The sequence below is a fragment of the Thioclava dalianensis genome (assembly GCF_000715505.1).
Taxonomy (GTDB): domain Bacteria; phylum Pseudomonadota; class Alphaproteobacteria; order Rhodobacterales; family Rhodobacteraceae; genus Thioclava; species Thioclava dalianensis.
In genome coordinates, this window is sequence record NZ_JHEH01000016.1 from 52409 (window position 1) to 78566 (window position 26158).

Genomic DNA, 26158 nt, shown 5'->3' on the forward strand with positions numbered 1-26158 from the left:
CGAAAGCGCCCTCGCAAGCGGATCCGCTCAAGGCACGCTTGTATCGGCCATGAAGGTGGCGCGCCATTTCTGAACGAACAGGGCGCGCCGCTGACGATCCATCGCCACCAGCAAGGTGGGATCAATCGAGATGAACCGCTTGGCGCTTTCGGGCAGCGGGGTGTCCTCGGCATCGACCTGCTGCACCAGATTGCTGCGCGCCAGACTGCGCTGCCCCTGCGCCGAGAGCAGGAAATCCAAAAGCAACGCTGCGGCCTGCTTATGCGCCGCCTGTTTGGGGATCATCAGGGCACGCGACAGGAACAGCGTGTAATCCTCGGGATAGATCACCCCAAGATTGGCATGCGGCACGGATTCGACGTAAGAGCCCAGCACGTTATAGGCGATCAGATATTGGCCGGATTCGACGCGCTTGATGATCTCGGCCGAACAGCAGGTCGCCACCGCATCGACCCGCGAGAACCCCTCCAGCAAGCCGCCGAATGTCGTCGCCTGCTGGCTGTCCATGAAGGCAAAGAGATAGCCCAAGCCCGAGGTCTCGATATCATAGGTCGCGATCTTGCCCTGATAGCGCGCCGAGGCCCGCCGCATCAGATCGAGAAAGGCAAACCGGGTGCGCGGGGCGTCTGCGGCTGGCACCAGCGCCTTGTTATAAATGATTACCGCAGCTTCTTGCGTAATCCCCCAGACCTCGTCGCGCCAGCGCCGATCTTTCGGCAAGGCGGATGTCAGCGGCGAGACATAGGGGCTGGCGCAATCCCGGTTCACAAGGTCCACCATCTGATGCACGCCCGAGGAAAACACCACATCCGCCGCCTGCCCCTCGCCTCTACAGGCCGCGCGGGCGATCGAGTAGAGCGCGTTCGAGCCCCATTGCTCATAGCGCAGCGCAAGCTCGGGATGCGCCTCCACAAACGCGTTGAGCGTCGGGCCAAGGATCCCGATATCCGTCGTGGAGCGCACCAGAAGCTCGGTCGTGGGATGGGCGCCGGGGGCTTTGAAGGTCCGCGCGGCTTCTTGTGCGGCAAGCGGCGGGGCGCAGGCCCAAAGCGCTATGAGACAGGCGCAGATCGCGCGCCAAACGGACCATGTCATTGCGTCCCCTCGCTGTCTGTCTGGCTTGGCAAATCAAGCGTCACACGAAAGCCCTGCGCCGTCGTCTCCATCCGCAGAGTGCCGCCAAATGCCTGCGCCACCGCGCGCACGATCGACAGGCCGAGACCCGCGCTGTCGCCCTTGGAGCTGGCCGAGCGCTCGAACCGCTGGCCGACCCGGTCCAGCAGATCAGCCGCCGGGCCCGGCCCCGCATCCTCGACCCAGATCTCCGACCAGACCTCTCCTGGCGTCACGCCCAGCCGCACCGGCGAGCGCCCGTGGCGCAGCGCATTGGCCAGCATATTCTTGACCGCCTCGCTCAGCGAGATCTCATCGGCCAGCACGATCACCGCGGTCTCGCCGATACAAAGCTCGACCTCCGCTTCCGGCGCCAGAACCTGATAGTCTTGCGATTCCAGCACTTCGAGGGCGATATCGCGCAGATCCACAGGCATGGGCGGGGCGTTGTCGGTGCGATGGATCACCAGCGCGCGCGAGAGCATCTGGTCAAGCAGATTACCCAGTGAGCGCGTGCGCCGCACCAGCCGTTCAAGCCGGGCCTCGCGATGATCGGGCGCATCCTCTATCGCCAGTTCCGCCTGCGCGCGGATCGCGGCCACCGGCGTGCGCAGCTGATGGGCGGTGTCCGAGATCAGATGTTTCATCGCCCCCACCTGTCGGTCGAGCCGCCCCATGAAGCGGTTCATCGCATGTCCCATCACCGCGACCTCCGCAGGCCCATCGGCGCGGATCGGCGTGAGATCATAGGGATCGCGGGTCGACAGTTCCTGCGCCATCCGCTCCAGCGGGCGCATCGCCGAGCGGATCACCACAAACGCGCTCACGATGAGGGCAATCCCGCCGAGCCCGGTGATCAACAGCGCCCCTCGCGTCAGATCAAGCGCCATTGCATCGCGCGCTTGCAGGGTCTGGCCCACGGTGACAAAGACATTGCCGGAATAGCTGCGCTCGGAAAACCGACGCACGACGGTGACGAAACGGGCCGGATCGCTCTGCATCCGACCATCGAAGAACTGCGGCACCGTCACGTCACGCCCGACATGGGAGGCGATTTCGGGATCGTCATAGCCAGTCAGAAGGCTCCCGTTCGTGTCGCGCACCGAGTAGAAAATCCGGTCATCCGTGGCCAGCGCCAGCAGCCCAAAGGCCGAGACCGGGATATCGGCCACCGGTGCGCCATCCGAGATATTGATCGATTCCGCGATGTCATTGGCCGCGCCGACCAGCAGCCGATCAAAGGACTGACGCGCCGCGCTTTTGCCATAGGCAAAGGCCGCCAGCGTGATCAAAACGCCGCCCAAGGCCAGAAGCGACAGCACACCGACAATCACCCGCGTGAGCAGCGAGCGCGGCGCATGCAAGGGAGCGGCGGCCCTCCTAAGCATCGAGCAGGATCCGGTAGCCCAACCCGCGCTGGGTCTCGATTGTAACTGATGAGCCTGCGAGCTTTTTGCGCAGCCGCGCGATATAAAGCTCAATCGCGTTGAGGCCGACATCGGCATCGTCAAAGGCAAAGAGCCCGTCATATAGCCGTTTTTTGTTGAGTACCTTGCCCTGATTGCGCAGCAAAAGCCCCAAAAGCGTGGCCTCGCGCCGGGTCAGATCCAGCGTCACACCATTCAGCGTCGCCCCCAGCGTGGCGGGCGAGAAGACCAGCGGGCCGAGCGTGATCGCGTCGGATTTCTGATCGGCCTCGCGGCGCATGAGCGCGCGCAGCCGCGCCTCCAGCTCGCGCTGATCGAAGGGTTTCACCAGATAGTCGTCAGCGCCAAGATCGAGCGCCGAGACCCGATCATCCACCGAAAAAAGCGCCGTGAGCATCAGCACCGGCGTACGGTCACCCCGCGCGCGCATATCGCGCAGCAGCTCTGTACCATTGCGATCTGGCAGGTTGATATCAAGCACCACCGCGTCATAGCGCTGCACTGCAAGACAGTCCTCAGCCTCGGCACAGCTCTCGGCGAGATCGCAGGCCATACCGGTTTTGCCCAGCCGGATCGCCACGACCTCGGCCACGTCCCCCGCATCCTCGACAATCAAAATTCTCATGCCGCTCCCGGCTCCTCACATCTGCTCCGTTTGCCGTGACAGGTTCATGACAGCTTGAAGCAGTACACCCTTCATAGCCAATCGCGAGGAGACCGCAAAGTGCGGAGCGACGGCGCGGTGACCGGGCGGCCTCACAGCCCGGCCAGATATGACTTTGGAGGAGTTATCTCATGTTTTTTAAGGCAATTCGCCTGTCCGTCGCAGCCGTTGTGCTCGGCGTATCGTCCATTGGCGCCTCGGCGCAGGGCTTCACCCCGGAAAATCCTGAATGTATCGCGCCTGCCAACCCGGGCGGCGGCTGGGACTTCACCTGCCGTCAGGTCGGCAAGTCGCTGCAGGATCTGGGCCTGCTCAAGCAGACCATGCAGGTCGTCAACCTCGCCGGTGGCGGCGGTGGCGTGGCATTCGCGGAAGTCGTGAACAAGCGCAATGACGACAACAACCTGATCGTCGCGGCCTCTTCGGCCACCGCGACCCGTCTGGCGCAGGGGGCCTATCCGGGCAACAACATGAACCAGGTTCGCTGGGTCGCCTCGATCGGCGCGGATTACGGTGTGATCGCGGTCGCAGCCGACAGCAAGATCAAGACGCTGCCCGAGCTGCTGGATATGATCAAGAAAGATCCGAGCTCGATTTCCGTGGCGGGCGGCTCGGCCGTTGGCGGCTGGGATCACCTCAAGGTGCTGATCGCGGCCAATGCCTATGGCATCAAGGACGTGCGCAAGATCAAATACATCGCCTTTGATGGTGGCGGCGAGGCTGTGACCCAGCTTCTGGCAGGCTCGGTTCAGGCGTTCAGTGGCGATCTCTCGGAAGCCAAGGGCTTTGTCGACAGCGGCGATATCCGCGTGCTGGCCGTGCTCGCCCCCGAGCGTCTGACGGGTGCGTTCGCGAAATTCCCCACCGCCAAAGAGCAAGGCGTCGATGCGATCGGTGCGAACTGGCGCGGCTTTTACGCCCCCGGCGGCATGAGCGATGCAGCCTATGACGCTTGGGTGTCGAAGATCACCGATCTCTACAACTCGCCCGAGTGGAAAAAGACGATGGAAGCCAACGGCTTGGCTCCGCTCGATCTGCAGGGCAAGGCGTTCGAGGAATTCGTCGCCAAATCGGTGAACCAGATCCAAGACATCTCGAAGCAGATCGGGATCATCAAGTAAGCGCGCGCTCAGCGCCGCTGACCCAAGAGGCGCCGCATGAAAATGCGGCGCCCACTCATACCAGCCTCCCCCCCGCCCCAAAGCCGTTACTCGTTTTCCAAAAGGAGCTCCCTATGAGCGATCGTATTTTTGGTATCGTCGGCCTCGTTCTCGCCCTTGGCTACGCCTATGCAGCCACGCAGATCGAGGAAAGTTTCCTGTCCGATGCGGTCGGCCCCAAGGCCTTTCCGCTGATCATCGCGGCAATCTTAGGCCTCGCCTCGATTGCCATCATCCTCAAGCCCGATGCCTCGCCGGACTGGCCCAGCGTCGGCCGTCTGGTCGAGGTGCTGGCCGCAACCGTGGTGCTGATCCTCTATGCAGAGCTGTTGCCGGTCACGGGCTTCGTCATCGCGACCGCCTTGGCCTCTGCCTATCTGACATGGCGCCTCGGCTCGAAGCCGCTGGCCACCTTGATCACCGGCATCGGCACCTCGCTCGGCATCTACGTCATTTTCCACCTCGTGCTGGGCCTGTCGCTCGCACGTGGTCCGCTCGGCATCTGAGGAGATTTCCATGGATACCCTCTCTTCCCTCGCAGACGGTTTTGCCATCGCTTTGACGTGGCAAAACATCCTGCTCGCCCTTCTGGGCTGCTTTCTGGGCACCATCATGGGCGCCCTGCCCGGCCTCGGCCCGTCCAACGGGGTGGCCATCCTGATCCCGCTGGCCTTCACGCTGGGGCTGGGCGCCACGCCCTCGCTGATCTTGCTGACCTCGGTCTATTACGGGGCGATGTATGGCGGGCGAATATCGTCGATCCTGCTCAACATTCCCGGAGACGAACCCGCGATGATGACCTGTCTCGACGGGCATCCAATGGCGCTCAAGGGCATGGCCGGTCAGGCGCTCTCGCTCTCGGGCCTCGCCTCGTTCGTGGGCTCGTTCTTCGCGACCTGGGGTCTGATCTTCCTCGCCCCGCAGCTCGTCAAAATCGCGCTTCTCTTCGGACCGGCGGAATATTTCGCGCTCTTCGCGCTGGCTTTCATGACGCTGGGCGGCGTGTCCTCGACCAATCAGGCGAAATCGGCCTTTGCCGCAGCGCTCGGTCTTGGTCTTGCGATGATTGGTGTGGATACCCAAACGGGCGTTCCGCGCTTCACCTTCGGCGAGGTCCATCTCTATGACGGGATCGACTTCCTCGTCGCGATCGTCGGCCTCTTCGCGCTGTCGGAAGTGTTCATCTTCCTCGAGCATCGCCACGGCAGTGCCTCGACCAATCGCAAAGTTGAGATCGGCCGCCTGTCGCCCCCGATGTCGATGATCAAGCAGACGACGCCGACAATGCTCCGCTCGACCGTGCTGGGCTTCATCGCCGGCGTGCTTCCGGGCGCTGGCGCCTCGCTGGGCTCGTTCATCTCGTATTCCTTCGAGAAACGGCTGGTCGACCCGCAAAGCAAGACCTTTGGCAAAGGCGATCCGCGTGGCGTGGCAGCCCCTGAGGCAGGCAACAACGCAGCCGCGGGCGGCGCGCTGGTGCCGATGCTCGCGCTCGGTGTGCCGGGTTCGGGGACGACGGCGGTGCTGCTGGCGGTTCTGCTCTCGCTCAACATCACCCCGGGCCCGCTTCTGTTCACCCAGAACCCCGATGTGGTCTGGGGCCTGATCGCGGCGCTCTTCATCGCGAACTTCATGCTGCTGGCGATGAACATTCCGATGGTGGGGCTGTTCACCCGCGTGCTGATGGTGCCGCCGCGCATCCTGATGCCGATCGTGGCGATGGTGTCCTTTGTCGGGATCTACGGGATCTCGGGCTCGTCCTTCGACCTGCTGGTGATGGTGGGCTTTGGTGTGATGGGGTGGATCTTGCGCAAGTTTGACGTGCCGCTGGTGCCGATCATTCTGGGCACGCTCTTGGGCAACGCCATGGAGAGCAACCTGCGCCGTGCGATCACCATCGATAACGGCAACTGGTTCACCCTGATCGACAGCCCGCTGGCTATCACGCTTTGGGTCATCGCGATCATCGGCTTCATTCTGCCGCTCATCTTCGGTCGCAAGGTGAAATCGCAAATGTCCCAGCGCCGGGATGAAGAAGGCTCGATCAAAGACTGATCAACCAAGAAACTCCAAGCGCCCGCCCCGTAAAGGCGGGCGCCTTTTTTATGCGCATTCCGAAAAACGTGATCTCACGATCGCCCGAACGCGCTCAAAAAAATGCGGACGAGTCCGGTGCGTGATCTATCTTTTCTCCTTGGGAGGCGAAACAGATCGTAAGGACGGGATATGTTCGCAGACACCATTCTGAGCAAAGTCGACAAGGTCGTTCGCGGCATCTTGCTCCGCGCAGAGCGCCCCGAAGGAGAGATCCCGGCTGTCAATTGCACCCATATGGACGAGGCCGAAAGCGCGACAGAGCGGGCCTGTGTGGCCGTGCTGCGCACCCTGCCCGAAGACGAGTTTCAGATCCTCGCCCTGACCTATGGACTGACCGGCAAAGCTCCCAAACCACCGCACCGCGCCGCCGACATTTTAGGCTGGGGGCTCGCCAGGACGATGACCATCGGCGAGGGCGCACTCTTGCACCTGCGCAACAACGCAGACAGTCGGGCCGCCTTCGAGCCGCTGCTGATCGCGCTGCATCTGCGGCTCCTCGACGTGGCCGAGCGGATTTGCGAGCTGCGGCTAAGCGGCGCCCCGCGACGCCTGCGCGACGAAGAACTCAATCAGTTCTGGCGCGCGCTCTCGCCCGTCGAGCGACTCTGCCTGCGCGGCTACGGCACGGGCGAGCGCAACGAAATGCAACGCGCCCTTGAGAAACGCGCCGCGGGCTTGATCCGGCCACCGATCCACTAGACGCATAAAAAGACCCTCTCCAAGGGGGATGGAGAGGGTCAGTTTCGCCGATCAGGCTCATTGTTTCACCGCCCGAGGTGTTATTCGTTTCGCCTGGGCCTTCTCGGCGTCAAGGGCGAGCGCACCCGCCCCGGATCTCGTCGCTCAGTTCAGCGCCATCGCGCCCGCGCGGCTGAGCGTGACAGTGGTCGCGCAGCCCTCCATGCGGATGTCGATCACATCGAGGCGCTCGGGCAGATGCGCCCCGCGCCACAGCTCGATTGTGTCGCCCGAGCCAAAGCTCGCATCGATCAACACGTTCAGCGCAGCCCCCGAGAACTCCGCCTCGATCCCGCCGGGGATCTCGCGCAGCTCTTGCGGTTGCACACGCCTGTTTCCAACAATCAATTCCACCGTCATCCCCCCATCCGCGATGTCGCGGAGCCTTGGTGTTGCGAAACTCGGGGTGGCAGCCCCGGCATCATAGTCTCACCGGGGTGGCAGCTCCGGCCCGTCTCAACTCGTCGGGGCCCCGGTCGCCCGAGGCCCCTGCCCTTTAGCTGCAACCACTGGTCGCGCCGCAGGTGTTGCACTTCATGCAGGTGCCGTTGCGCACCAGAGTGTAGTTGCCGCAATCGCCGCAGGCCTCGCCCTCGTAGCCCTGCATCTTGGCCTTGGCGCGGGCATCCATCGTCACCCCGCCCGAGGCGATAGCGGTCGAGCCAGAGGCCCGCGCCTGCGCGCTTTGGGCGGGCATCTCGCGACGCACGAGCGTCTCTTGCGCCCCGCCCCCCTGCAGCACCATCAGCTCTTGCGGCAGGCGCTTGCGCAGGTAGCCGGTCGAGGAGATCTGGCGCAGCACTTCAAGCGATTTGCTGGCATTATCCGAGATCGGCTCGAGATTGCCGTCCTCGCGCTTGCCCTCGCTCACACCGCCGCCCAGATCGTCAAAGCTTGCACCTTGCGGTTTCACATGGGCCAGATCGGTGCGGTCGAGATAGCTGATCGCCAGCTCGCGGAAGACATAATCGAGGATCGAGGTCGCGTTCTTGACCGAGTCGTTGCCCTGCACCATGCCGGCGGGTTCAAACTTGGTGAAAGTGAAGGCGTCGACAAATTCCTCCAGCGGCACGCCATATTGCAGGCCCACGGACACAGCGATGGCGAAGTTGTTCATCATCGCGCGGAAGCCCGCACCTTCCTTATGCATGTCGATGAAGATCTCGCCGAGATTGCCATCGTCATATTCGCCGGTGCGCAGATAGACCTTGTGGCCACCGACCACGGCTTTCTGGGTGTAGCCCTTGCGGCGCGAGGGCAGTTTCTCGCGATGCGAGCGCACCATCTCCTTGACGATCACCTTCTCGATGATCTTCTCGGCCAGAACGGCGGCTTTCTCTTGCGACGAGCCGGTTGCCAAGATCTCTTCGGCATCCTCGTCATCATCGACCAGCGCCGAGGCCAGCGGCTGGCTCAGCTTGGAGCCGTCGCGATAAAGCGCATTGGCCTTGATCCCGAGCGACCAGGACAGCTCATAGGCGGCCAGCGTCTCTTCGATCGAGGCGGAGTTGGGCATGTTGATCGTTTTCGAGATCGCCCCCGAGATGAAGCTCTGCGCCGCCGCCATCATCGTGATGTGGCTCTCCACCGACAGGTAGCGCTTGCCGGTCTTGCCGCAGGCATTGGCGCAGTCGAACACGCCCAGATGCTCATCGTTGAGATGCGGTGCGCCCTCGAGCGTCATGGTGCCGCAGACATGGTTGTTGGCCGCATCGATCTGCGCCTTGGTGAAGCCAAGGTGACGCAGCATGTCGAAGGTCGGATCGTTCAACTTCTCGGCGGGAATGCCAAGCGTCTGGGTGCAGAACTCCTCGCCCAGCGTCCACTGGTTGAACACGAAGCGGATGTCGAAGGCGGTGGGCAGAGCTGCCTGCACCTTCTCGATCTCGCGCGGGCCGAAACCGTGACCGATCAGCGTGGTGGTGTTGATATCGGGGCAATTGCCGAGGCTGGCGTGACCGACCGCATAGGCGATCATCTCTTCGATCTGCGCCGAGCCATAGCCCAGCTTCTCAAGGGCGGCGGGCACCGATTGGTTGATGATCTTGAAGTAGCCGCCGCCTGCGAGCTTCTTGAACTTCACCAGCGCGAAATCGGGCTCGATTCCGGTGGTGTCGCAATCCATCACCAGACCGATCGTGCCGGTGGGGGCGATGACCGAGACCTGCGCGTTGCGGTAGCCGTGTTTCTCGCCAAGGCTCAGCGCCTCGTCCCACGCTTGCTGGGCCAGCGCCACGAGACGCTGATCAGGGCAGCCCGCATGATCGAGCGCGACCGGCTTGACCGACAGCTTCTCGTAGCCACCGACCTTGCCCTGCGCCGCCGTGCGGTGGTTGCGGATCACGCGCAGCATATGGGCTGCGTTTTTCTCATAGCCCGGGAACGGACCCAGTTCGCCCGCCATCTCGGCCGAGGTCGCGTAGGACACACCCGTCATTACAGCCGTCAGCGCGCCGCACAGCGCCCGGCCTTCGGGCGAGTCGTAGCCATAGCCCATGTTCATCAGCAGCCCGCCGATATTGGCATAGCCCAGACCCAGCGTGCGGAAGTCATAGGAGCGCTGCGCGATCTCTTGGCTGGGGAATTGCGCCATCAGCACCGAGATCTCGAGCGTCACCGTCCACAGCCGCGTGGCATGCATATAGGCATCGGCATCGAACTGGCCGTTCTTGTAGAAGGTCAGCAGGTTCATCGAGGCCAGGTTGCAGGCCGTATCGTCGAGGAACATGTATTCCGAGCACGGGTTGGAGCCGCGGATCGCGCCGTCTTCGGGGCAAGTATGCCAGTCATTCACCGTGTCGTGGAACTGGATACCCGGATCGGCACAGGCCCATGCGGCATGGCCCACTTGCTCCCACAGCTCACGGGCGCGCACGGTCTTGGCGACCTTGCCATCGGTGCGGCGGATCAGCTCCCACGGGGCGTCGTCCTTGACGGCCTGCAGGAAGGCATTGGTGACGCGCACCGAGTTGTTCGAGTTCTGGCCCGAGACCGACACATAGGCGTCGCTGTCCCAATCGGTGTCATAGGTCGGGAACTCGATGCTGCCATAGCCCTGCCGCGCATATTGCAAAACGCGGTTGATATAGGTCTCGGGGATCATCACCCGCTTGGCCGATTTCACCGCCGCTTTCAGGGCCGGGTTCTGATTGGGATCGACCGAGGATTCGTCGGAGCCGTCGAACTCGCGGATCGCGGTGAAGATGCCGTTGAGCTCGCGCTCATGCAGCTTGGAGCCCGCCACGAGCGAGGCCACTTTCTGCTCTTCGATCACCTTCCAGTTCACGAACTCTTCGATATCGGGGTGATCCATGTCGCAGATCACCATCTTGGCGGCGCGGCGCGTGGTGCCTCCCGATTTGATCGCGCCCGCAGCCCGGTCGCCGATCTTGAGAAAGCCCATCAGGCCCGAGGATTTGCCGCCGCCCGAGAGCGATTCCCCCTCGGCGCGCAGGCTCGAGAAGTTGGTGCCGGTGCCCGAGCCGTATTTGAACAGGCGTGCCTCGCGGACCCACAGATCCATGATCCCGCCATCGCCCACCAGATCGTCGCGCACCGACTGGATGAAGCAGGCATGCGGCTGGGGATGCTCATAGGCCGAGGCCGACTTGGTCAGCTTGCCGGTTTTGAAATCAACGTAGTAGTGGCCTTGGCTCGGACCATCGATCCCATAGGCCCAATGCAGCCCGGTATTGAACCATTGCGGCGAGTTCGGCGCGGCCATCTGTTCGGCCAGCATGAAGCGCATCTCGTCGTAATAGGCGCGCGCATCGGCTTCGGTCGAGAAATAGCCGCCCTTCCAGCCCCAATAGGCCCAGGCACCGGCCAGACGATCAAACACCTGCTTGGCCGAGGATTCGCCGGTGAAGCGGGCCTCTTCGGGCAGTTGGGCGAGCGCGTCTTCGTCGGGAACCGAGCGCCACAGGAATTCGGGCACACCCTTTTCCTTCACGCGCTTGAGCGCTGCGGGAACACCGGCCTTGCGGAAATACTTCTGCGCGAGCACGTCAGAGGCCACTTGGCTCCAGCGCTTGGGAACCTCGACGGAGGCATTGCTGAACACCACCTTGCCATCGGGATTGCGAATCTCCGAAGCGGTGGTCGTGAAGGCCAGTGCCCCATAGGCGCCGGTCTCTTCTGTCGTGAACGTCCGTTCGATCTTCATCTGCCCGATATCCCCATCGCTCGCGTTACAAAGTCGGCTGTGAGCAAGCAAAGTCAGATCCGGCCCCGCCCCCGAGGAAGCGAGTCGCGAGCAATGGAAGGCGCTCGCTGCATATTCTGTCCCTTGGCCCGCTGCTCCACTACATCTGGTGGGTTTGCCGCTGACGAGACACAACCTGCCGTAGGGCGCGTGCTCCGTCAACGAAACTTTCACATAGCAAAGCCGCATTTTTCTGTTGACCGAAGCCTTCCGGGCGGTGCGTGACGATTCACGCACAGCCGGGCTGTGGATAACCTTGGTGGGAGGGGCGGTGAAAAATTCAAATATTGCTGGGACTTGGCAATCACAGTGCCGTGAATGTGGGCGAACAATCCACACCCCACAATATCTTGTGGACATCTGACGGCGGCCGCGCCGGATTTTACGCAATCTTCACAAACGTGGCCCTATGGCCACATCGAGCATAGACCACAAGATGTAGTGATAGGCAGCGGGAGGCGCCACAGACTCACGGAAAAAGAGGGGAAATGGTCGGGGCGGCGAGATTCGAACTCACGACCTTCTGTACCCAAAACAGACGCGCTACCAGGCTGCGCTACGCCCCGACGACGCCTTCCATAGCCGCAGTGCGCGCTCAAGGAAAGGGGTTACGGACAGGGAAATGCAGCCCCCGCCTGATCAATGCCCGGATAGGCCACGACCGCCCCTTCCGATAAGCCCAGCAGATCCGACAGCCCGCCATTTATCTCAAGCACATATTGCACCGGCGCGCCCGAAGGCAGCGGGGTCTCATCAAAAGGCTTGGCCTCGCGCGCGATTTTGGCCACCCGGCCCGCCGCGTCGATATAGAGGATATCGAGCGGCAGAGGCGTGTTGTGCATCCAGAACGAGACCTCGCGCGCATCGGGATAGACAAAGAGCATGCCCGCGCTTTTGGGCAAGCTCTCACGCCCCATCAGGCCCTGCGCGCGCTCGCCTTCGGTATCCGCAATCTCGACGAGGAACTGGCTCAGCCGGTCGGCCTGTTTCACGATCACCCGATCCGCCCGGCATTGCGGCACATCCTGCGCTCGCGCAGGCCCTGCCTGCGCCCCGAGCCACAGCCCGGCCAGCAGCGCCGGGACCGCGCCTAGCGCGGCGCGCGCAAACCGGCGTCCCATGCGAGCACCTGAGCTGCCATCCGGCCCCGCTTGCCCTCGATCACCCGCAGGCACACGGCCTCACCGGGTGCGAGATCTGCAAAGCCCGACCGGCGCAGCACTTCCATGTGAATAAAGACGTCCTCGTCGCGCTCGAAGACATTGGCAAAGCCGAACCCCTTGCTTTTTTCGAACCATTTGACGCGCGCAGGCTCAAGCGGGAGGGCGTTGATTTCCTCGACCGTGTTCTCACCCAGATCCTCGATCGGGGCTACGGTTTCGCCCTCGGGCGGCTCGATTGAAAGCACCTCGACGGCCTGAACCCCGCGCGGCGTGTTTTGCGCCCGCACCGCGATCTGCGCGTGATCAGCCACCGATCCCTGCCCGAAGTTTCGCAGCACATTGGCATGGAGAAGAATGTCAGGGCCGCCCTCGGCGTCAAGGATGAAACCAAAACCTTTGACCGGATCGAACCATTTGACGATACCGGTCAATTCGGTCGGCGTATCGGACACCTCGCCAAGCATTTTCCATCCCGTCTGCATATTCGGGCTTCCTTGTTCGCAATCGATTTCCGTCACCCTTGAGATGGGACAGGAAGAGGGGGCCATCTTCAAGAAAAACCCCCACGATTCAAGTAGGTTCCAGTTTTTTGCGCGGTTGAGATCAGGGATTGAGCCGCGTGACTTCCCATGGCTCCGCAAGCGTTGAGCGAGACCAACGGAAACGGTCATGCAGGCGAAACGCCCCGTCGGCCCAGAATTCTATCTCCAAGGGCTTGATTCTGAACCCTCCCCAGAATTCCGGGCGTTTGGGATTGCTGCCCATGCGCGCGGTGATCCGGGCGACATCTGCCATCAGGCTCGCGCGAGATGACAACGGCTCACTTTGTCGCGAGGCCCAAGCGCCCAGCCGCGATTTTAGCGAACGGGAGGCATAATAGGCATCGGCCTGCGCCCCCTCTTCGCGCTCCACCAGCCCCCGGACCCGAATCTGACGGCGCAGGGATTTCCAGTGCATCACGAAGGCGGCTTTGCCCGCGCCTTCGATCTCGCGCGCCTTCACTGATCCGTAATTGGTGTAGAACACGAAGGCGCCCCCCGACGGCAGGGCTAGCCCCTCGATTTCCTTGAGCAAAACCATCCGTGCATTGGGCATGCCGGAGGCGTCGACGGTCGAAAGCGCGATCGCGTTTGGATCGTTGATCTCACTCTCGGTTGCGGCCTCTAGCCAGTCCTGCGCGATTGCAAACGGGTCATCGCCCGCGAAAATTCCGGTCCGGTCGCTCATCCCTGCCTCCTGTCGCCGCACAGCCACGCCCTAGAGCGCGACGCATGAGATTGCGTCTTACCACAGGTCAGCAGCCTTGATGCATGCTCACCTTTCGCCTAAAGCATTCGAACTTACCAGACCGAAGCGGGGGAAAACCTGACATGTCGAACAACCTGATGGCGGGCAAACGCGGCCTGATTATGGGCCTCGCGAACGATAAATCGATCGCCTGGGGCATTGCCAAGGCCCTCGCCGATGCCGGCGCTGAACTTGCGTTTTCCTATCAAGGCGAGGCGCTCAAGAAGCGCGTGGGGCCGCTGGCCGCCCAGCTGGGCGCCGATACGCTGATCGAATGCGATGTCTCCAATGGCGAGTCGATCGACACATTGTTCGATACGCTCAAAGACAAATGGGGCAAGCTGGATTTCGTCGTCCATGCCATCGGATTTTCCGACAAGAACGAATTACGGGGGCGCTACGTCGACACCTCGCGCGCCAATTTCTCGATGACGATGGACATTTCTGTCTATTCCTTCACCGCCGTCTGCGCGCGCGCCGCCGATTTGATGACCGATGGTGGCTCGCTGCTGACGTTGACCTATTACGGCGCCGAGCAGGTGATGCCGCATTATAACGTGATGGGTGTGGCCAAGGCCGCGCTGGAAGCTTCGGTGAAATATATCGCTGAGGATCTGGGCAAGAACGGCATCCGCTGCAACGCGATCTCGGCCGGACCGATCAAGACGCTGGCGGCCTCCGGCATCGGCGATTTCCGCTACATCATGAAGTGGAACGAGTTGAATTCGCCGCTGCGCCGCAATGTGACGCAGGAAGAGGTCGGCAAGGCCGCGCTCTACCTGCTCTCGGATCTGGGCTCGGGCACCACGGGCGAAAATCTCCATGTCGATGCGGGCTATCACGTGGTCGGCATGAAAGCCGTAGATGCGCCCGATATCGACGCGACCCAAGGCCGCAAGGACTAAGGGCATGACGCTCGCCGCGCTGACCGCGATCTATTTTGTCCATCTGGCCGCGGCGATCTCGCCGGGGCCAGCGGTCTTGCTGGCCGCGCGCACCAGTCTGCGCGAGGGCTTTTTGCGCGGCACGTGGCTTGCGGTGGGGATCGGGCTTGGCGCCTGTATCTGGGCGGCAGCCGCGCTCTTTGGGTTGGCGGTGCTGTTTCGCGTGGCCCCGGCCCTGCTCAGCGTGCTGAAACTCGTGGGCGCGGCCTATCTGCTCTATCTGGCCTTCAAGATGTGGCGTCATGCCCCCGAGCCGCTGGAGACCGACCTGCCCCGGCTGCCGCGCGAGCGCTCGGCGCTGCGCCTCGTCTGGCTCGGGATTTCAACCCAGCTCGCCAATCCCAAACCGGCCGTGTTCTTCGGCACGATCTTTTTGACCTTCATCCCGCCGCATGCGCCGCTCTGGGCCTATTTCGTGATCCTTTGCATGGTGTTCTTCAACGATGCGGGCTGGAACGTCGTGGTCGCGCGGATCTTCTCGTTGGAGAGGACCCGCACCGCCTATCTCAATCTGAAAACCGTGATCGAGCGCGTGTTTGGCGGCCTGCTCGCCCTGCTCGGTCTGAAACTCGCTCTGACCTGAGGGATCTTAGAATGCCCGATCTTCTGCCCCATGAAAAAGGCTTCCATGTAAGCTGGGACCAATTGCACCGCGATGCCCGCGCGCTCGCGTGGCGGCTTGATGGCAAGGGACCGGGCGAAGGCGGCAGCTGGCGCGGCGTGCTCGGGATCACCCGGGGTGGCCTCGTGCCCGCCGCCATTGTCGCGCGCGAGCTCGACATCCGCACCGTCGATACGATCTCGGTGAAAAGCTACAACCATCAGGAACAGCGCGCCCCGCAGGTCATCAAACCGCCGCAGGACACGTTCTTGGAGAATGGCGGCGAGGGTGTGCTGATCGTCGACGATCTGGTTGATACCGGCAAGACGCTGCAACTCGTGCGCGATATGTTCCCCAAGGCGCATTTCGCCACCTGCTATGCCAAGCCGCAGGGCGAGCCGCTGGTTGACACGTTCATCACCGAGGTCAGCCAAGACACTTGGATCTTCTTCCCTTGGGACATGGCGCTGCAATACGTCCAGCCCTATCGCGGCACGGATTGAGCGCTTAGGGCAATGGCGCACGGGATCTCTGAAACAACCCGGTTGGGTCGCTGGCTGCACTGGATCTTTGAGGCCAGCCTACTGCTCAAAGGGCTGTTTGCGGCTGCCGAAACGCTGTCGGGGCTTGCCCTTCTGGGGCTGCCCGGCAATGCGGTGCTGCGGTTTGCCGAATGGTTGACCCAGCGCGAGCTGACCGAAGATCCGCATGACGCCATCGCCACTGCGCTTCTCAACGCAGCTCAGCAATTCTCGATCCAGACCCAGAGCTTTTACGGATTCTACTTTACCAGCCATGGCGCGCTCAAACTCGTGGTCGTGATCTTGCTGATGCGCGGCGTGCTCTGGGCTTATCCGGCGGCGCTCGCGCTCTTGAGCGCTTTCGTGGTCTATCAACTCTACCTGTGGACCCATCACCACGCGATCTCGATGCTGCTGCTCAGCGCGCTCGATATTCTGGTGATCGCGCTGACATGGCGCGAATGGCATGCGCGCTTCGGGCTGGCACTGCGCGCGCCGCCGAAATAGCCCCTTCCCGTGATGAAAATATCCCGCCGGAGGCAGCGGCGGCTTGCCAAGGGCGCGGCACTCTGGTGATCTCGCGCCAACAGCCCGAGGATATTCATGCCCCAACCGCTCAACGCCGCCTTTGCCGCCACCTCCGCGCCCCCTGTGATGGAGGCGCGGCGCTGGCTTGAGGGGGTCAGTTTTGCGCCCGAGCGTCCGCTGATCAATGTCAGTCAGGCAGCCCCGATCGACCCGCCCCCAGAGGGGCTCAGAGCCGCGATCGCCGAGGCCGCGCTGAGCGATCCTCAGGCCCATCTCTACGGCCCCGTGCTTGGCCTGCCCGCGCTGCGCGCCCAGATCGCGCAGGACTGGTCTGCGCAATATGGCGGGCGCATCGCGCCTGAGCAGGTGGCGATCACCCAAGGCTGCAATCAGGCGTTTTGTGCCGCACTCGCAAGCCTTGCGGGCCCCGGCGACGCGGTCATCCTGCCCACGCCATGGTATTTCAACCACAAGATGTGGCTCGATATGGCCGGGGTGGAGACAGTGCCGCTGGCCCCCGGCCCCGGATTGCTGCCCGACCCTGAGGAAGCGGCAGCCAAGATCACCGCGCGGACCCGCGCAATCGTGCTCGTCAGCCCCAACAATCCGGGCGGGGTGGAATATCCAGCCTCCCTGCTGCGCGCCTTTGCCGATCTCGCGCGGCGCCACAAGATCGCGCTGATCGTGGATGAGACCTATCGTGATTTCGACAGCCGGGACGGCGCGCCGCATGCGCTTTTTGACGATCCCGACTGGGATGAGACGCTGATCCAGCTTTATAGCTTTTCCAAGGCTTATCGGCTGACGGGACATCGGGTCGGCGCGATCCTGTCCAGCGCGTCACGGCTGGCCGAGATCGAGAAATTCCTCGATACGGTGGCGATCTGCCCCAATCAGCTGGGTCAGATCGGGGCGCTTTGGGGGATGCGCAATCTCGCGGAGTGGCGTGCGGGCGAGCGGCTCGAAATCCTCGCGCGACGCGCCGCGATGGCCGAAGGGATCAAGGCGCTGGCAGACTGGGAGCTGCTGGGGTGCGGTGCGTATTTCGCCTATGTCACCCATCCCGATCCGCGCCCGGCCCCGGAATTCGCCCGAGCTTTGGTGCATGAGGCAGCCATCTTGATGCTGCCCGGCACGATGTTCATGCCCGAGACCGACCCCGCAGGCGCGCGCCAGATGCGCATCGCCTTTGCCAATATCGACACCGCCGGGATCGCCCGGATGCTGGCACGGCTTGCAGCCTTGCGGGCAAAGCCCTAAACAGCCGCGAAGAACAGGTCCCGAGGAGGAATGCCCATGAAACTGCGCAGTCACGGCAAGAGCGTGGTCGTCTGGATTTTGCTGGCGATGCTGGTGCTTGGCCTCGGGGGCTTCGGCCTGCGGTCCTTCTCGGGCAGCCTGCAGGATGTGGGCTCGGTGGGCGAGACCAAGATCTCGGTCACCGAATATGGCCGCGCGTTGCGTCAAGAGATGCAAAGCCGCTCGCAGCAACTGGGCCAGACGATCACGATGGCGCAGATGAAGCAGTCCGGGCTTGATCAGCAGGTCATGGGCCGCCTGATCGGTCAGGCAGCGCTTGGCGAGGCCGCGCGCCGTCTGGGTGTCTCGATGGGCGACACCGAGCTGCAAAAGCAGATCACCAACATTCAGGCCTTCCACAACGCTTCGGGAAATTTCGACCGCGAGACCTATAAATTCGCGCTGCGCCAGCAGGGCTATAGCGAGCCGCAATTCGAAGCGCAGATGCGCGATGACCTCGCCCGCTCCGTGCTGCAAAGCGCCGTGGGTGGCGGGGTTGAGGCACCGCAGGCCGTGACCGATGCCTATACGCAATATGTCTCGCAAAAGCGCGGCTTCACCTGGGCCGAGATCACCGAGGCCGATCTGGCCAAGCCGATCGCCAAGCCCAGCGATGACACGCTTAAGACCTATTACAACGACCATATTCAGGACTTCACTTCGCCCGAGACGCGCAAGATCACCTATGCGTGGCTGACGCCTGATATGCTCCAAGACAAGGTCAAGATCGACGACGCGACGCTGCGGCAGGGATATCAGGCGCGGATCGACGAGTTCAAACAACCCGAAAAGCGTCTGGTGGAGCGTCTGGTCTATCCCGACATGAAAGCCGCACAGGCCGCGAAGGACAAGTTCGACGCGGGCAAGGCAAGCTTTGAGGATCTCGCCAAAGAGCGCGGCCTGAGCCTGAGCGATGCCGATCTGGGCGATGTGACCAAGGCCGAGCTGGGCAAGGCGGGGGACGCGGTTTTCGCGCTCAAGCAACCCGGCGTCGTGGGGCCCGTCGAGACCGATCTGGGTCCGGCGCTGTTTTCGATGAACGGCATTATTGCGCCGCAGGAGACCTCCTTTGCCGATGCCCGCGAAGAGCTGGCCGGCGAGGCCGAGTCCGACATGGCGCGCCGCGATATCAGCAAGCAATCCGAGAGCCTTCAGGACAAGCTCGCAGGCGGCGCCACGCTTGAGGATCTTGCGAAAGAAACCGACATGGAGCTTGGCCAGATCGATTTCACTGCCGATAGCAGCGACGGGATCGCGGGCTATGACGAGTTCCGCAAGGCGGCTCAGGATGTCACCACCGATGACTTCCCCCAGCTTGAGAACCTGCCCGATGGCGGCGTCTTTGCGCTGCGCCTCGACAAGATCGAGCCGCCCGCCCCCATCCCCTTCGAGCAAGTGCGCGCCAAGGTTCTGGCCGCATGGCATCAATCCGAGGCCGTGAAGGCCGAGGAGGCGCGCGCCAAAGAGGTCGTGGCGGCAGTCGAAGGCGGCAAGTCGCTGGGCTCGACCGGGCTTTTGACGACGACCGTGCCCTCGATCTCGCGCGGCGGGCATTCCGACGAGCTCTCGCCGCCGGTGATCGCGAAGGTCTTTGCGACCGCACCGGGCAAGGCCGCGCAGGTGACAGCCGACGGCAAGGTCTATGTGATCGTCACCGACAAGGTCATCGACGCCAAGGCGGACGATCCGGATGTCAAACTGATCTCGGGTCAGATCAGCCAGCAGCTGTCGCAATCGCTTGCCAATGACGTGCTGAATTTCTACGCCACTGCCGTTGAGGACGAAGCTGGCCTGTCGATTGACAGTCAGGCCGTCACCGCCGTGCAGTCGCAGATGTAACAGGAGGCCGCTCGTGGTCGCTCTTTCGCCCTCTTTCGCAGAGTTCGAGGCCCGCTGGGCCAAAGGCGAGAACCAGCTTGTCTATGCAAGACTGGCCGCAGATCTCGACACGCCGGTCTCGCTCATGCTCAAGCTGGCAGAGGCGCAGCCCAATTCCTTCATGCTCGAATCTGTGACCGGGGGCGAGCTGCGGGGGCGCTATTCGATCGTGGGCATGAAGCCGGATGTGATCTGGGAATGCCGGGGCACGCAGGCGCGGATCAACCGCGCGGCGCGCTTTGACGAGGCGTGGGAAGATCTGCCGGGCCATCCGTTCGAGTCGCTGCGCGCGCTGATCGCGGAAAGCCGCATCGAGATGCCCGAGGGGCTGCCTGCCGCCGCAGCCGGTCTGTTTGGCTATCTGGGCTATGACACGATCCGGCTGGTGGAGCGCCTGCCCAACGTCAATCCCGATCCCATCGGCGTGCCTGATGCGATGCTGCTGCGGCCCTCGGTGGTCGCGGTGCTCGACGGGGTGAAGGGCGATGTGATCTTGTGCGCGCCCGCCTTCCAATCTTCGGGCCTGTCGGCGCGCGCCGCCTATGCGCAGGCCGCCGAGCGGGTCTCGGATGCGCTGCGCGATCTCGACCGCGCGCCCAATGAGGGCCGCGATCTGGGCGCGGTCTCTCAGGTCGGCGAGATGCGCTCAAACTTCACCCGCGACGGCTATATGGCCGCCGTGGAGAAGGCCAAGGATTACATCCGCGCAGGCGATATCTTTCAATGCGTGCCCGCGCAGCGCTGGTCGGCGGATTTCCCGCTGCCGCCTTTCGCGCTCTATCGCAGCCTGCGGCGCACCAACCCCTCGCCTTTCATGTTCTTCCTGAATTTCGGCGGCTTCCAGATCGTGGGCGCCAGCCCCGAGATCCTTGTGCGTCTGCGCGAAGGCGAGGTCACGATCCGCCCGATCGCAGGCACCCGTCCGCGCGGCGCGACGCCCGCACAGGACAAGGCGCTCGAAGAGGATCTGCTGGCCGATAAGAAAGAGCTGGCCGAGCACCTGATGCTGCTGGATCTGGGGCGCAATGATGTGGGCCGAGTGGCCAAGATCGGCACCGTGCATCCGACCGAGAAATTCATCATCGAGCGCTACAGCCATGTGATGCATATCGTGTCGAACGTGGTGGGCGAGCTGGCTGAGGGTGAGGACGCGCTGTCGGCCCTGCTCGCCGGTCTGCCCGCGGGCACCGTCTCGGGCGCGCCCAAGGTGCGGGCGATGGAGATCATCGACGAGCTGGAGCCGGAAAAACGCGGCATCTATGGCGGTGCGGTGGGCTATTTCGCAGCCAATGGCGAGATGGATATGTGCATCGCGCTGCGCACGGCGGTGGTCAAGGACGAGACGCTCTACATTCAGGCCGGAGGCGGCGTCGTCTATGACAGCGACCCGGCGGCGGAATATGAAGAGAGCGTGCACAAATCCAAGGCGCTGCTGCGCGCCGCCGCCGATGCGGGCCTGTTCGTGAACAAGCGCGGCAACGGCTAGGCCAAGCCCTGCCCTATCGGATCGTGCAGACGGGGCCGCAATCGGCCCCGTTTGTCATTGGATCTTACGGACCGCTCACCCCGGCTGCCCCGGCATTTTGCAACGCCACTGCCGAGATCGGGGCCAGATCGTAAGTCCCCGCCGCGTCCGGTCCCCATTGCCCCAAAGCCTCGATGGAGTCGGGCCAAGCCGATAGCATCACGACGATCTGGCCATTGCGCGCCGCCTCGAAACCGGCGCGCGACAGCATCCGCTCGATCAGCGGGGCTTTCTCGCGTTGATCATCGAGCACCCGCCAGATCTGGGCGCGCGGCATATCGGCGCTCGCGGCGATCTGGTTGGCTGAATCGAACCCGCGATCTTGCGTAACGAGCCCCAGCCCGTCGCGATCCAGCGTCGAGACCATCTGGCGCGCAAGCTGGCGGTTGTTTTGGAACACCGGATCGGGCGGCTCGACCACAGCCACGGCCTCGGGGATCTCCTGACGCCACGCCTCCAGCGCAACCTCGACATCCTCGGGGGTGGCGTCGGGCGGCAGGCCAGAGGCCAAGATCGCCACCTCGCGCCCCGCCGCATGGAGGGCTGCGGCGTCTTTCGCGGCATCCGGGCGTTCGGGATCGATTGCCACCGTCACCGGCATGTCGATGGCGGCGATGGTCTGCGGATCGAGCCCGCCTGCCGCCGCACCGGGATCGATCAGCACAACCGAAAACAGCGGCTTGCTGGGATCGCGCGCGAAGGGCTGCGCGAAGCGGCGGATCGGAGGTTCATCCTGCGCGGCATCGGCGGCGGGCGCGGGGTTCATCTCTGGCCCGGGCGCGGCCCCCGGCTCAACGCTCGAATCGTCCGGCGTGGCCTGCCCCGGCGAAGGCTCACCGATTTGCGGCAAGCGATCCACGACCACATTGGGGTCTGTGCGCAATCCCGATGACGGTTGGCCCGCATTGTCCTGCGTCCCAAGCGTGATCACGCGCGGCTTGACGCCAGTATTGTCGGGTACATCGCCCGGCGCGGGCACGATTTCGGGCTCGGCATCGGCGCTCTCTGACGGGGCCTCGGAGGACGCATCGGGCGCGGCATCGGATTGCGCGCCGGGCGTCACCGGGGGCGGCGCAAGGGCACTCGGGTCGGGCAAAGCCACCTGCGGCAACGCAGGCTCGCCCGCATCCGCCCCCGCATCCGCCGAGTTCTGAGCGGGCATGGCATCTCCGGGCGCGCTCTCAGCGGGTGTGCTCTGGAAGGAGGGCTGGGTCGCGATATCGCCGGGCGGCGGCGTCGCGGGGCGGCTGTAATCGGGCTTGCCGGGTTCGGGCAGGTCGGGCTTGCTCAGCGTGGGGAGCGCTGCGGGCGCGGGTGCCTCTTTCGGCGCCACGATTTCAGAGGCGTGACGCTCGGGCGCAATGCCCGTGGCCGCATCGGGGGCCTCGGCTCCGGGGGCAAGACGCGGTGCGCGGCCGTCATCCGAGGCGGGAAGCGCAATTGGCTGGTCCGGCGCGGGCGTCTGGCCGATCTGCTCGGTCTGCGCGGAGTCTTGCGCCTGCGGCTCGGGCGCGGTGGGCGCGGCATCGGGGCGTGCACCCGGATCGGTCCCTGCAATTGCGAGCGACGGGGCGTTCTCGGTCTGTTGGGCCAAGGGGCGCGGCGCGGTGCCGGGCGCACTAAGCGGCGCGCCTGCGGGGCTGGGCAAGCGCGGCGGCGCATCGGTCGGGCCGCGGTTGAAATCGGACCGCGCCGGAACCGCGACGCCCTGCGTGGCAGCCACAGCCACATCGTCGCGCGCAGCATCCGAGCCGGACCCATTCTTGAGCGTGGCACTGGACGCGGCTTTCGGCGGCGTCCCCGATTGCGGCGGGCGCGCGGTCTGTGCGCCCAGATCCAGCCCGGGGTTTTGCGGCGGCGGCGCCATGATGGCGGCGGCCCCCAGAACAAGCACGCTGGTCACCGTTCCCAGCGCCGCGCCCCTGAGCACCGAACTCATCATAAAACTGCCTCCGCTGCCTTCCGCACAAGGTTCTGCGCGCGTCTCTCTGCCCGGGGGGCCTTGACCCTGCCCCGTTGCTAATTGCATCTATAGCCCGACCCGTTTCCCGGTTCACCCCTCTTTTGATGCAATCCGCACAATTGCACGCATCAAATCAGGGTTCAGACCGGCAGACCAAACCGCGAGGCCCGACCATGCTGCTGCTCATCGATAACTATGACAGCTTCACCTATAATCTGGTGCATTATTTTGGCGAATTGGGCGCCGATGTGAAGGTCTGGCGCAACGACGCGCTCAGCGTCGAGGAGGCGCTTGCGATGGGCCCCGAGGCCATCGTGCTGAGCCCCGGCCCGCGCGCCCCCGATCAAGCGGGGATCTGCCTGCCGCTGACCTTGGCCGCAGCAAAAGCCAAGCTGCCGCTCTTTGGCGTATGTCTGGGAAACCAGACCATCGGGGCGGCCTTTGGCGGCAAAGTGGTCCGCCATAGCGAGATCGTGCATGGCAAGATGGGCACGATCGAGCATCACGATACCGGCGTGTTTGCAGGCCTGCCCTCGCCGCTCAAGGCCACGCGCTATCACTCGCTGGTGGTGGAGCGCGAAAGCCTGCCCGAGTGTCTCGAAGTGACCGCCGAGCTGGCGGATGGCACGATCATGGGGCTGCGCCACCGCGACACGTTGATGGAGGGCGTGCAATTCCACCCTGAATCCATCGCCTCCGAATACGGGCATGCGATGCTCAAGACCTTTTTGATCGAAGCGGGCGTCAGCCTGAAGGAGCCGGCATGAGCGATGCGATGAAACCCCTGATCTATGCGGCCTCCGAGGGGCCGCTCAGCCGCGCGCAGGCCGAGGCCGCCTTTGAGCTGCTGTTCAACGGGGAAGCCACGCCCGCGCAGATGGGCGGTTTGCTGATGGCGATGCGCGCGCGCGGCGAGGCCGTGTCGGAATATGCAGCTGGCGCTTATACGATGCGCCAGAAATGCGTGCCCGTCACCGCCCCCGAGGGCGCAATCGACATCGTGGGCACCGGCGGAGATGGGATGCACACGCTTAACATCTCGACGGCGGCGGCCTTCGTGGTGGCGGCGGCCGGTGTACCGGTAGCCAAGCACGGCAACCGCGCGGCCTCGTCGCGCTCGGGCACGGCGGATGTGCAAACCGAGCTGGGCATTGATGTGATGGCAGGCCCCAAGGCCACCGAGGCGGGGCTCGCACAGGCCAATATCGGCTTCATGATGGCGCAGATCCACCATCCCGCGATGAAGAACGTGATGCCGGTGCGCCAAGAGCTGGGCTGCAAGACGATCTTCAACATTCTCGGCCCGCTGACCAACCCCGCCGGGGTGAAGCGCCAGTTGACCGGGGCCTTTGCCGCCGACCTGATCTGGCCGATGGCCGAGACCTTGCAGATGCTGGGCTCGGAACGCGCGTGGCTGGTGCATGGCTCCGACGGCACTGACGAGGTCACGATCACCGGTCTGACCGAGGTGGCCGCACTGGAGGACGGCAAGATCATCGCCCGCCAGATCCACCCCGAGGATGCCGGGCTGCCGGTCCATCCGTTCCGCGATCTGCTGGGTGGCACTCCGGCTGAAAACGCAGCCGCGCTGCGTGCGATGCTTGATGGCGAACCCTCGGCCTATCGCGATGCGGTCTTGCTCAATGCAGCCTGCGCGCTTGTTGTGGCGCAAGCTGCGGACAGCCTGCGGACCGGCGCTGAGATGGCCGCCGAAGCGATCGATTCCGGGCGCGCCCGCGCTGCCGTCGAGACCCTCGCCAAAATCACGAAAGGCGTGTCATGACCACGATCCTCGATAAGATCAAAGCCTATAAGCTCGACGAGATCGCCGCCGCCAAACGCGCCCGCCCGCTCAGCGAGATCGAGGCGGAGGCCCGCGCGCAGGCCCCCTGCCGCGGCTTTGGCCGGGCTTTGAGCGAGAAAGCCGCGCAGGGTTACGGGCTGATTGCCGAGATCAAGAAGGCCTCGCCCTCCAAGGGACTGATCCGGCCCGATTTCGACCCGCCCGCGCTGGCTCGCGCCTATGAGCAAGGCGGCGCGGCTTGCCTGTCGGTGCTCACCGACACGCCTTCGTTCCAAGGCGCGCCGGACTTTTTGCGCGCCGCGCGTGCGGCCTGCGCCCTGCCCGCTTTGCGCAAGGATTTTCTCTACGACACCTATCAGGTCGCCGAGGCCCGCGCCTGGGGGGCCGATTGCATCTTGATCATCATGGCCTCGCTCGAGGATGCGCAGGCAATCGAGCTGGAGCAGGCCGCGATGGGCTGGGGCATGGATGTGCTGATCGAAGTGCATGACGCCGAAGAGACCGCCCGCGCGCTCACCCATCTCAAATCGCCGCTTCTGGGCGTGAACAACCGCAATCTTAAGACCTTCGAGGTCTCGCTTGACGTCACCCGCAAGCTTGCCCCCGAGATCCTGAGCGCAGGGCGCGAGCTGGTCTGCGAAAGCGGCATCTTCACCCGTGAGGATCTGGCCTCGATGGCCGAAGTCGGCGCGCGCCGCTTTCTGATCGGCGAGAGCCTGATGCGGCAAGATGATGTGGCCGGGGCCACCGCAAAACTGCTGGAAATCGCATGAGCCTGAGCCATTTCGACGAGAGCGGTCAGGCCCATATGGTCGATGTCTCCGACAAGGCCGTGACCGACCGGATCGCCGTGGCCGAAGGGCGCGTGGTGATGACATCAGAGACGCTCGCCCATGTGCTTGAGGGCACGGCCAAAAAGGGCGACGTGCTGGGCATCGCGCGGATCGCGGGCATCATGGCGGCCAAGAAAACCGCCGATCTGATCCCGCTCTGCCACCCGCTGCCGATCACCAAGGTCAGGCTCGATCTGGTGCCCGACGCGGCCCTGCCCGGCGTGCGCATCACCGCAACCGTCAAGACCTCGGGCCAGACCGGGGTTGAGATGGAGGCGCTCACCGCCGTCTCCGCCGCCGCCCTCACCGTCTATGACATGCTCAAGGCGGTTGAGAAATCCATGGCCATCGAAGGCATCCGTGTAGTGCTGAAAGATGGTGGAAAATCCGGACGTTACGAGGCCTAACC

At 63.8% G+C, this 26158-nt stretch carries 24 protein-coding genes and 1 tRNA gene; 15 read left to right on the top strand and 10 right to left on the bottom strand.

Annotation, left to right across the window (positions count from 1 at the left end):
- Positions 1-27: 27 nt before the first annotated feature.
- The 3 genes from DL1_RS13015 to DL1_RS13025 are packed head-to-tail and all read right to left on the bottom strand — an operon-like array spanning position 28 to position 3165.
- Complete coding sequence (locus DL1_RS13015) at positions 28-1095, bottom strand: ABC transporter substrate-binding protein (protein ID WP_081856341.1); 1068 nt, start codon at positions 1093-1095, stop codon at positions 28-30.
- Positions 1092-2501 carry a sensor histidine kinase gene (locus DL1_RS13020; RefSeq protein WP_038066978.1) on the bottom strand — a complete coding sequence of 470 codons (1410 nt, stop codon included), beginning with the start codon at positions 2499-2501 and terminating at the stop codon, positions 1092-1094. The genes DL1_RS13015 and DL1_RS13020 overlap by 4 nt, the downstream gene beginning before the upstream one ends.
- Positions 2494-3165, bottom strand: a complete 672-nt coding sequence (locus tag DL1_RS13025) for a response regulator transcription factor (RefSeq protein WP_038066982.1) — start codon at positions 3163-3165, stop codon at positions 2494-2496. The genes DL1_RS13020 and DL1_RS13025 overlap by 8 nt, the downstream gene beginning before the upstream one ends.
- A gap of 170 nt (positions 3166-3335) precedes the next feature.
- Here DL1_RS13025 and DL1_RS13030 point away from each other — a divergent pair, with 170 nt between their 5' ends.
- The 4 genes from DL1_RS13030 to DL1_RS13045 all read left to right on the top strand — a co-directional run bounded on the left by DL1_RS13030 (position 3336) and on the right by DL1_RS13045 (position 7160).
- Entirely contained in the window at positions 3336-4325 is a 990-nt protein-coding gene (locus DL1_RS13030; RefSeq protein WP_038066985.1) for a Bug family tripartite tricarboxylate transporter substrate binding protein, read from the top strand.
- Positions 4326-4438: 113 nt separating this feature from the next.
- Positions 4439-4870, top strand: coding sequence for a tripartite tricarboxylate transporter TctB family protein (locus tag DL1_RS13035; protein WP_038066987.1), 432 nt, complete (start codon positions 4439-4441; stop codon positions 4868-4870).
- A 10-nt stretch (positions 4871-4880) separates the two neighbouring features.
- A complete protein-coding gene (locus tag DL1_RS13040) occupies positions 4881-6419 on the top strand; it encodes a tripartite tricarboxylate transporter permease (RefSeq protein ID WP_038066990.1) in 1539 nt (512 codons plus the stop codon).
- Between the two features lie 171 nt (positions 6420-6590).
- On the top strand, positions 6591-7160 hold the full coding sequence (locus tag DL1_RS13045) for a hypothetical protein (RefSeq protein ID WP_038066992.1): 570 nt from the start codon (positions 6591-6593) through the stop codon (positions 7158-7160).
- Positions 7161-7304: 144 nt separating this feature from the next.
- Here the strand turns inward: DL1_RS13045 and DL1_RS13050 are convergent, their stop codons facing one another.
- From DL1_RS13050 to pdxH, 6 genes are all read right to left on the bottom strand, one after another.
- Positions 7305-7559, bottom strand: coding sequence for a hypothetical protein (locus tag DL1_RS13050; RefSeq protein WP_051693544.1), 255 nt, complete (start codon positions 7557-7559; stop codon positions 7305-7307).
- A 136-nt stretch (positions 7560-7695) separates the two neighbouring features.
- Positions 7696-11364, bottom strand: coding sequence for a vitamin B12-dependent ribonucleotide reductase (locus DL1_RS13055; RefSeq protein WP_038066995.1), 3669 nt, complete (start codon positions 11362-11364; stop codon positions 7696-7698).
- Positions 11365-11892: 528 nt separating this feature from the next.
- A tRNA-Pro gene (locus DL1_RS13060) sits at positions 11893-11969 on the bottom strand.
- 42 nt (positions 11970-12011) lie between these two features.
- Positions 12012-12524 carry a DUF192 domain-containing protein gene (locus DL1_RS13065; RefSeq protein ID WP_074854697.1) on the bottom strand — a complete coding sequence of 171 codons (513 nt, stop codon included), beginning with the start codon at positions 12522-12524 and terminating at the stop codon, positions 12012-12014.
- Positions 12494-13048 (bottom strand): cold-shock protein, encoded by a 555-nt coding sequence (locus DL1_RS13070; protein WP_081856342.1) that lies wholly within the window; start codon positions 13046-13048, stop codon positions 12494-12496. Before DL1_RS13070 ends, DL1_RS13065 begins: the two co-directional genes overlap by 31 nt.
- 121 nt (positions 13049-13169) lie before the next feature.
- Positions 13170-13793: a pyridoxamine 5'-phosphate oxidase gene (pdxH, locus tag DL1_RS13075; RefSeq protein ID WP_038066998.1), complete on the bottom strand. Its 624-nt coding sequence runs from the start codon at positions 13791-13793 to the stop codon at positions 13170-13172.
- A gap of 143 nt (positions 13794-13936) precedes the next feature.
- Here pdxH and fabI point away from each other — a divergent pair, with 143 nt between their 5' ends.
- The 7 genes from fabI (at position 13937) to trpE (ending at position 21110) form a co-directional block, all read left to right on the top strand.
- A complete protein-coding gene (fabI, locus tag DL1_RS13080) occupies positions 13937-14758 on the top strand; it encodes an enoyl-ACP reductase FabI (RefSeq protein ID WP_038067001.1) in 822 nt (273 codons plus the stop codon).
- 4 nt (positions 14759-14762) lie between these two features.
- Positions 14763-15380 (top strand): LysE family translocator, encoded by a 618-nt coding sequence (locus tag DL1_RS13085; RefSeq protein ID WP_038067004.1) that lies wholly within the window; start codon positions 14763-14765, stop codon positions 15378-15380.
- Positions 15381-15391: 11 nt separating this feature from the next.
- Positions 15392-15901, top strand: a complete 510-nt coding sequence (gpt, locus tag DL1_RS13090; RefSeq protein ID WP_038067007.1) for a xanthine phosphoribosyltransferase — start codon at positions 15392-15394, stop codon at positions 15899-15901.
- A 12-nt stretch (positions 15902-15913) separates the two neighbouring features.
- A complete protein-coding gene (locus DL1_RS13095) occupies positions 15914-16426 on the top strand; it encodes a DUF2127 domain-containing protein (RefSeq protein ID WP_051693545.1) in 513 nt (170 codons plus the stop codon).
- 96 nt (positions 16427-16522) lie between these two features.
- Positions 16523-17707, top strand: a complete 1185-nt coding sequence (locus DL1_RS13100; protein ID WP_038067009.1) for an aminotransferase — start codon at positions 16523-16525, stop codon at positions 17705-17707.
- 36 nt (positions 17708-17743) lie between these two features.
- Positions 17744-19585 carry a SurA N-terminal domain-containing protein gene (locus DL1_RS13105; protein ID WP_038067012.1) on the top strand — a complete coding sequence of 614 codons (1842 nt, stop codon included), beginning with the start codon at positions 17744-17746 and terminating at the stop codon, positions 19583-19585.
- 13 nt (positions 19586-19598) lie between these two features.
- Positions 19599-21110, top strand: coding sequence for an anthranilate synthase component I (gene trpE, locus DL1_RS13110; protein WP_038067014.1), 1512 nt, complete (start codon positions 19599-19601; stop codon positions 21108-21110).
- Positions 21111-21174: 64 nt separating this feature from the next.
- Here trpE and DL1_RS20935 read toward each other — a convergent pair whose 3' ends face one another.
- The gene (locus DL1_RS20935; RefSeq protein ID WP_051693546.1) at positions 21175-23091 is read right to left on the bottom strand and encodes a divergent polysaccharide deacetylase family protein; all 1917 of its coding nucleotides are present in this window, start codon (positions 23089-23091) and stop codon (positions 21175-21177) included.
- 194 nt (positions 23092-23285) lie between these two features.
- On the opposite strand from DL1_RS20935, the gene DL1_RS13125 reads away from it, so the two are divergent.
- Genes DL1_RS13125 through moaC form a run of 4 tightly spaced genes read left to right on the top strand, consistent with a single transcriptional unit; the run spans position 23286 to position 26156 of the window.
- Complete coding sequence (locus DL1_RS13125; RefSeq protein WP_038067018.1) at positions 23286-23879, top strand: anthranilate synthase component II; 594 nt, start codon at positions 23286-23288, stop codon at positions 23877-23879.
- Positions 23876-24895: an anthranilate phosphoribosyltransferase gene (gene trpD, locus DL1_RS13130; protein WP_038067021.1), complete on the top strand. Its 1020-nt coding sequence runs from the start codon at positions 23876-23878 to the stop codon at positions 24893-24895. Before DL1_RS13125 ends, trpD begins: the two co-directional genes overlap by 4 nt.
- Positions 24892-25689, top strand: a complete 798-nt coding sequence (gene trpC / locus DL1_RS13135; RefSeq protein WP_038067023.1) for an indole-3-glycerol phosphate synthase TrpC — start codon at positions 24892-24894, stop codon at positions 25687-25689. The genes trpD and trpC overlap by 4 nt, the downstream gene beginning before the upstream one ends.
- Positions 25686-26156, top strand: a complete 471-nt coding sequence (moaC, locus tag DL1_RS13140; RefSeq protein ID WP_038067026.1) for a cyclic pyranopterin monophosphate synthase MoaC — start codon at positions 25686-25688, stop codon at positions 26154-26156. Before trpC ends, moaC begins: the two co-directional genes overlap by 4 nt.
- Positions 26157-26158 lie beyond the last annotated feature (2 nt).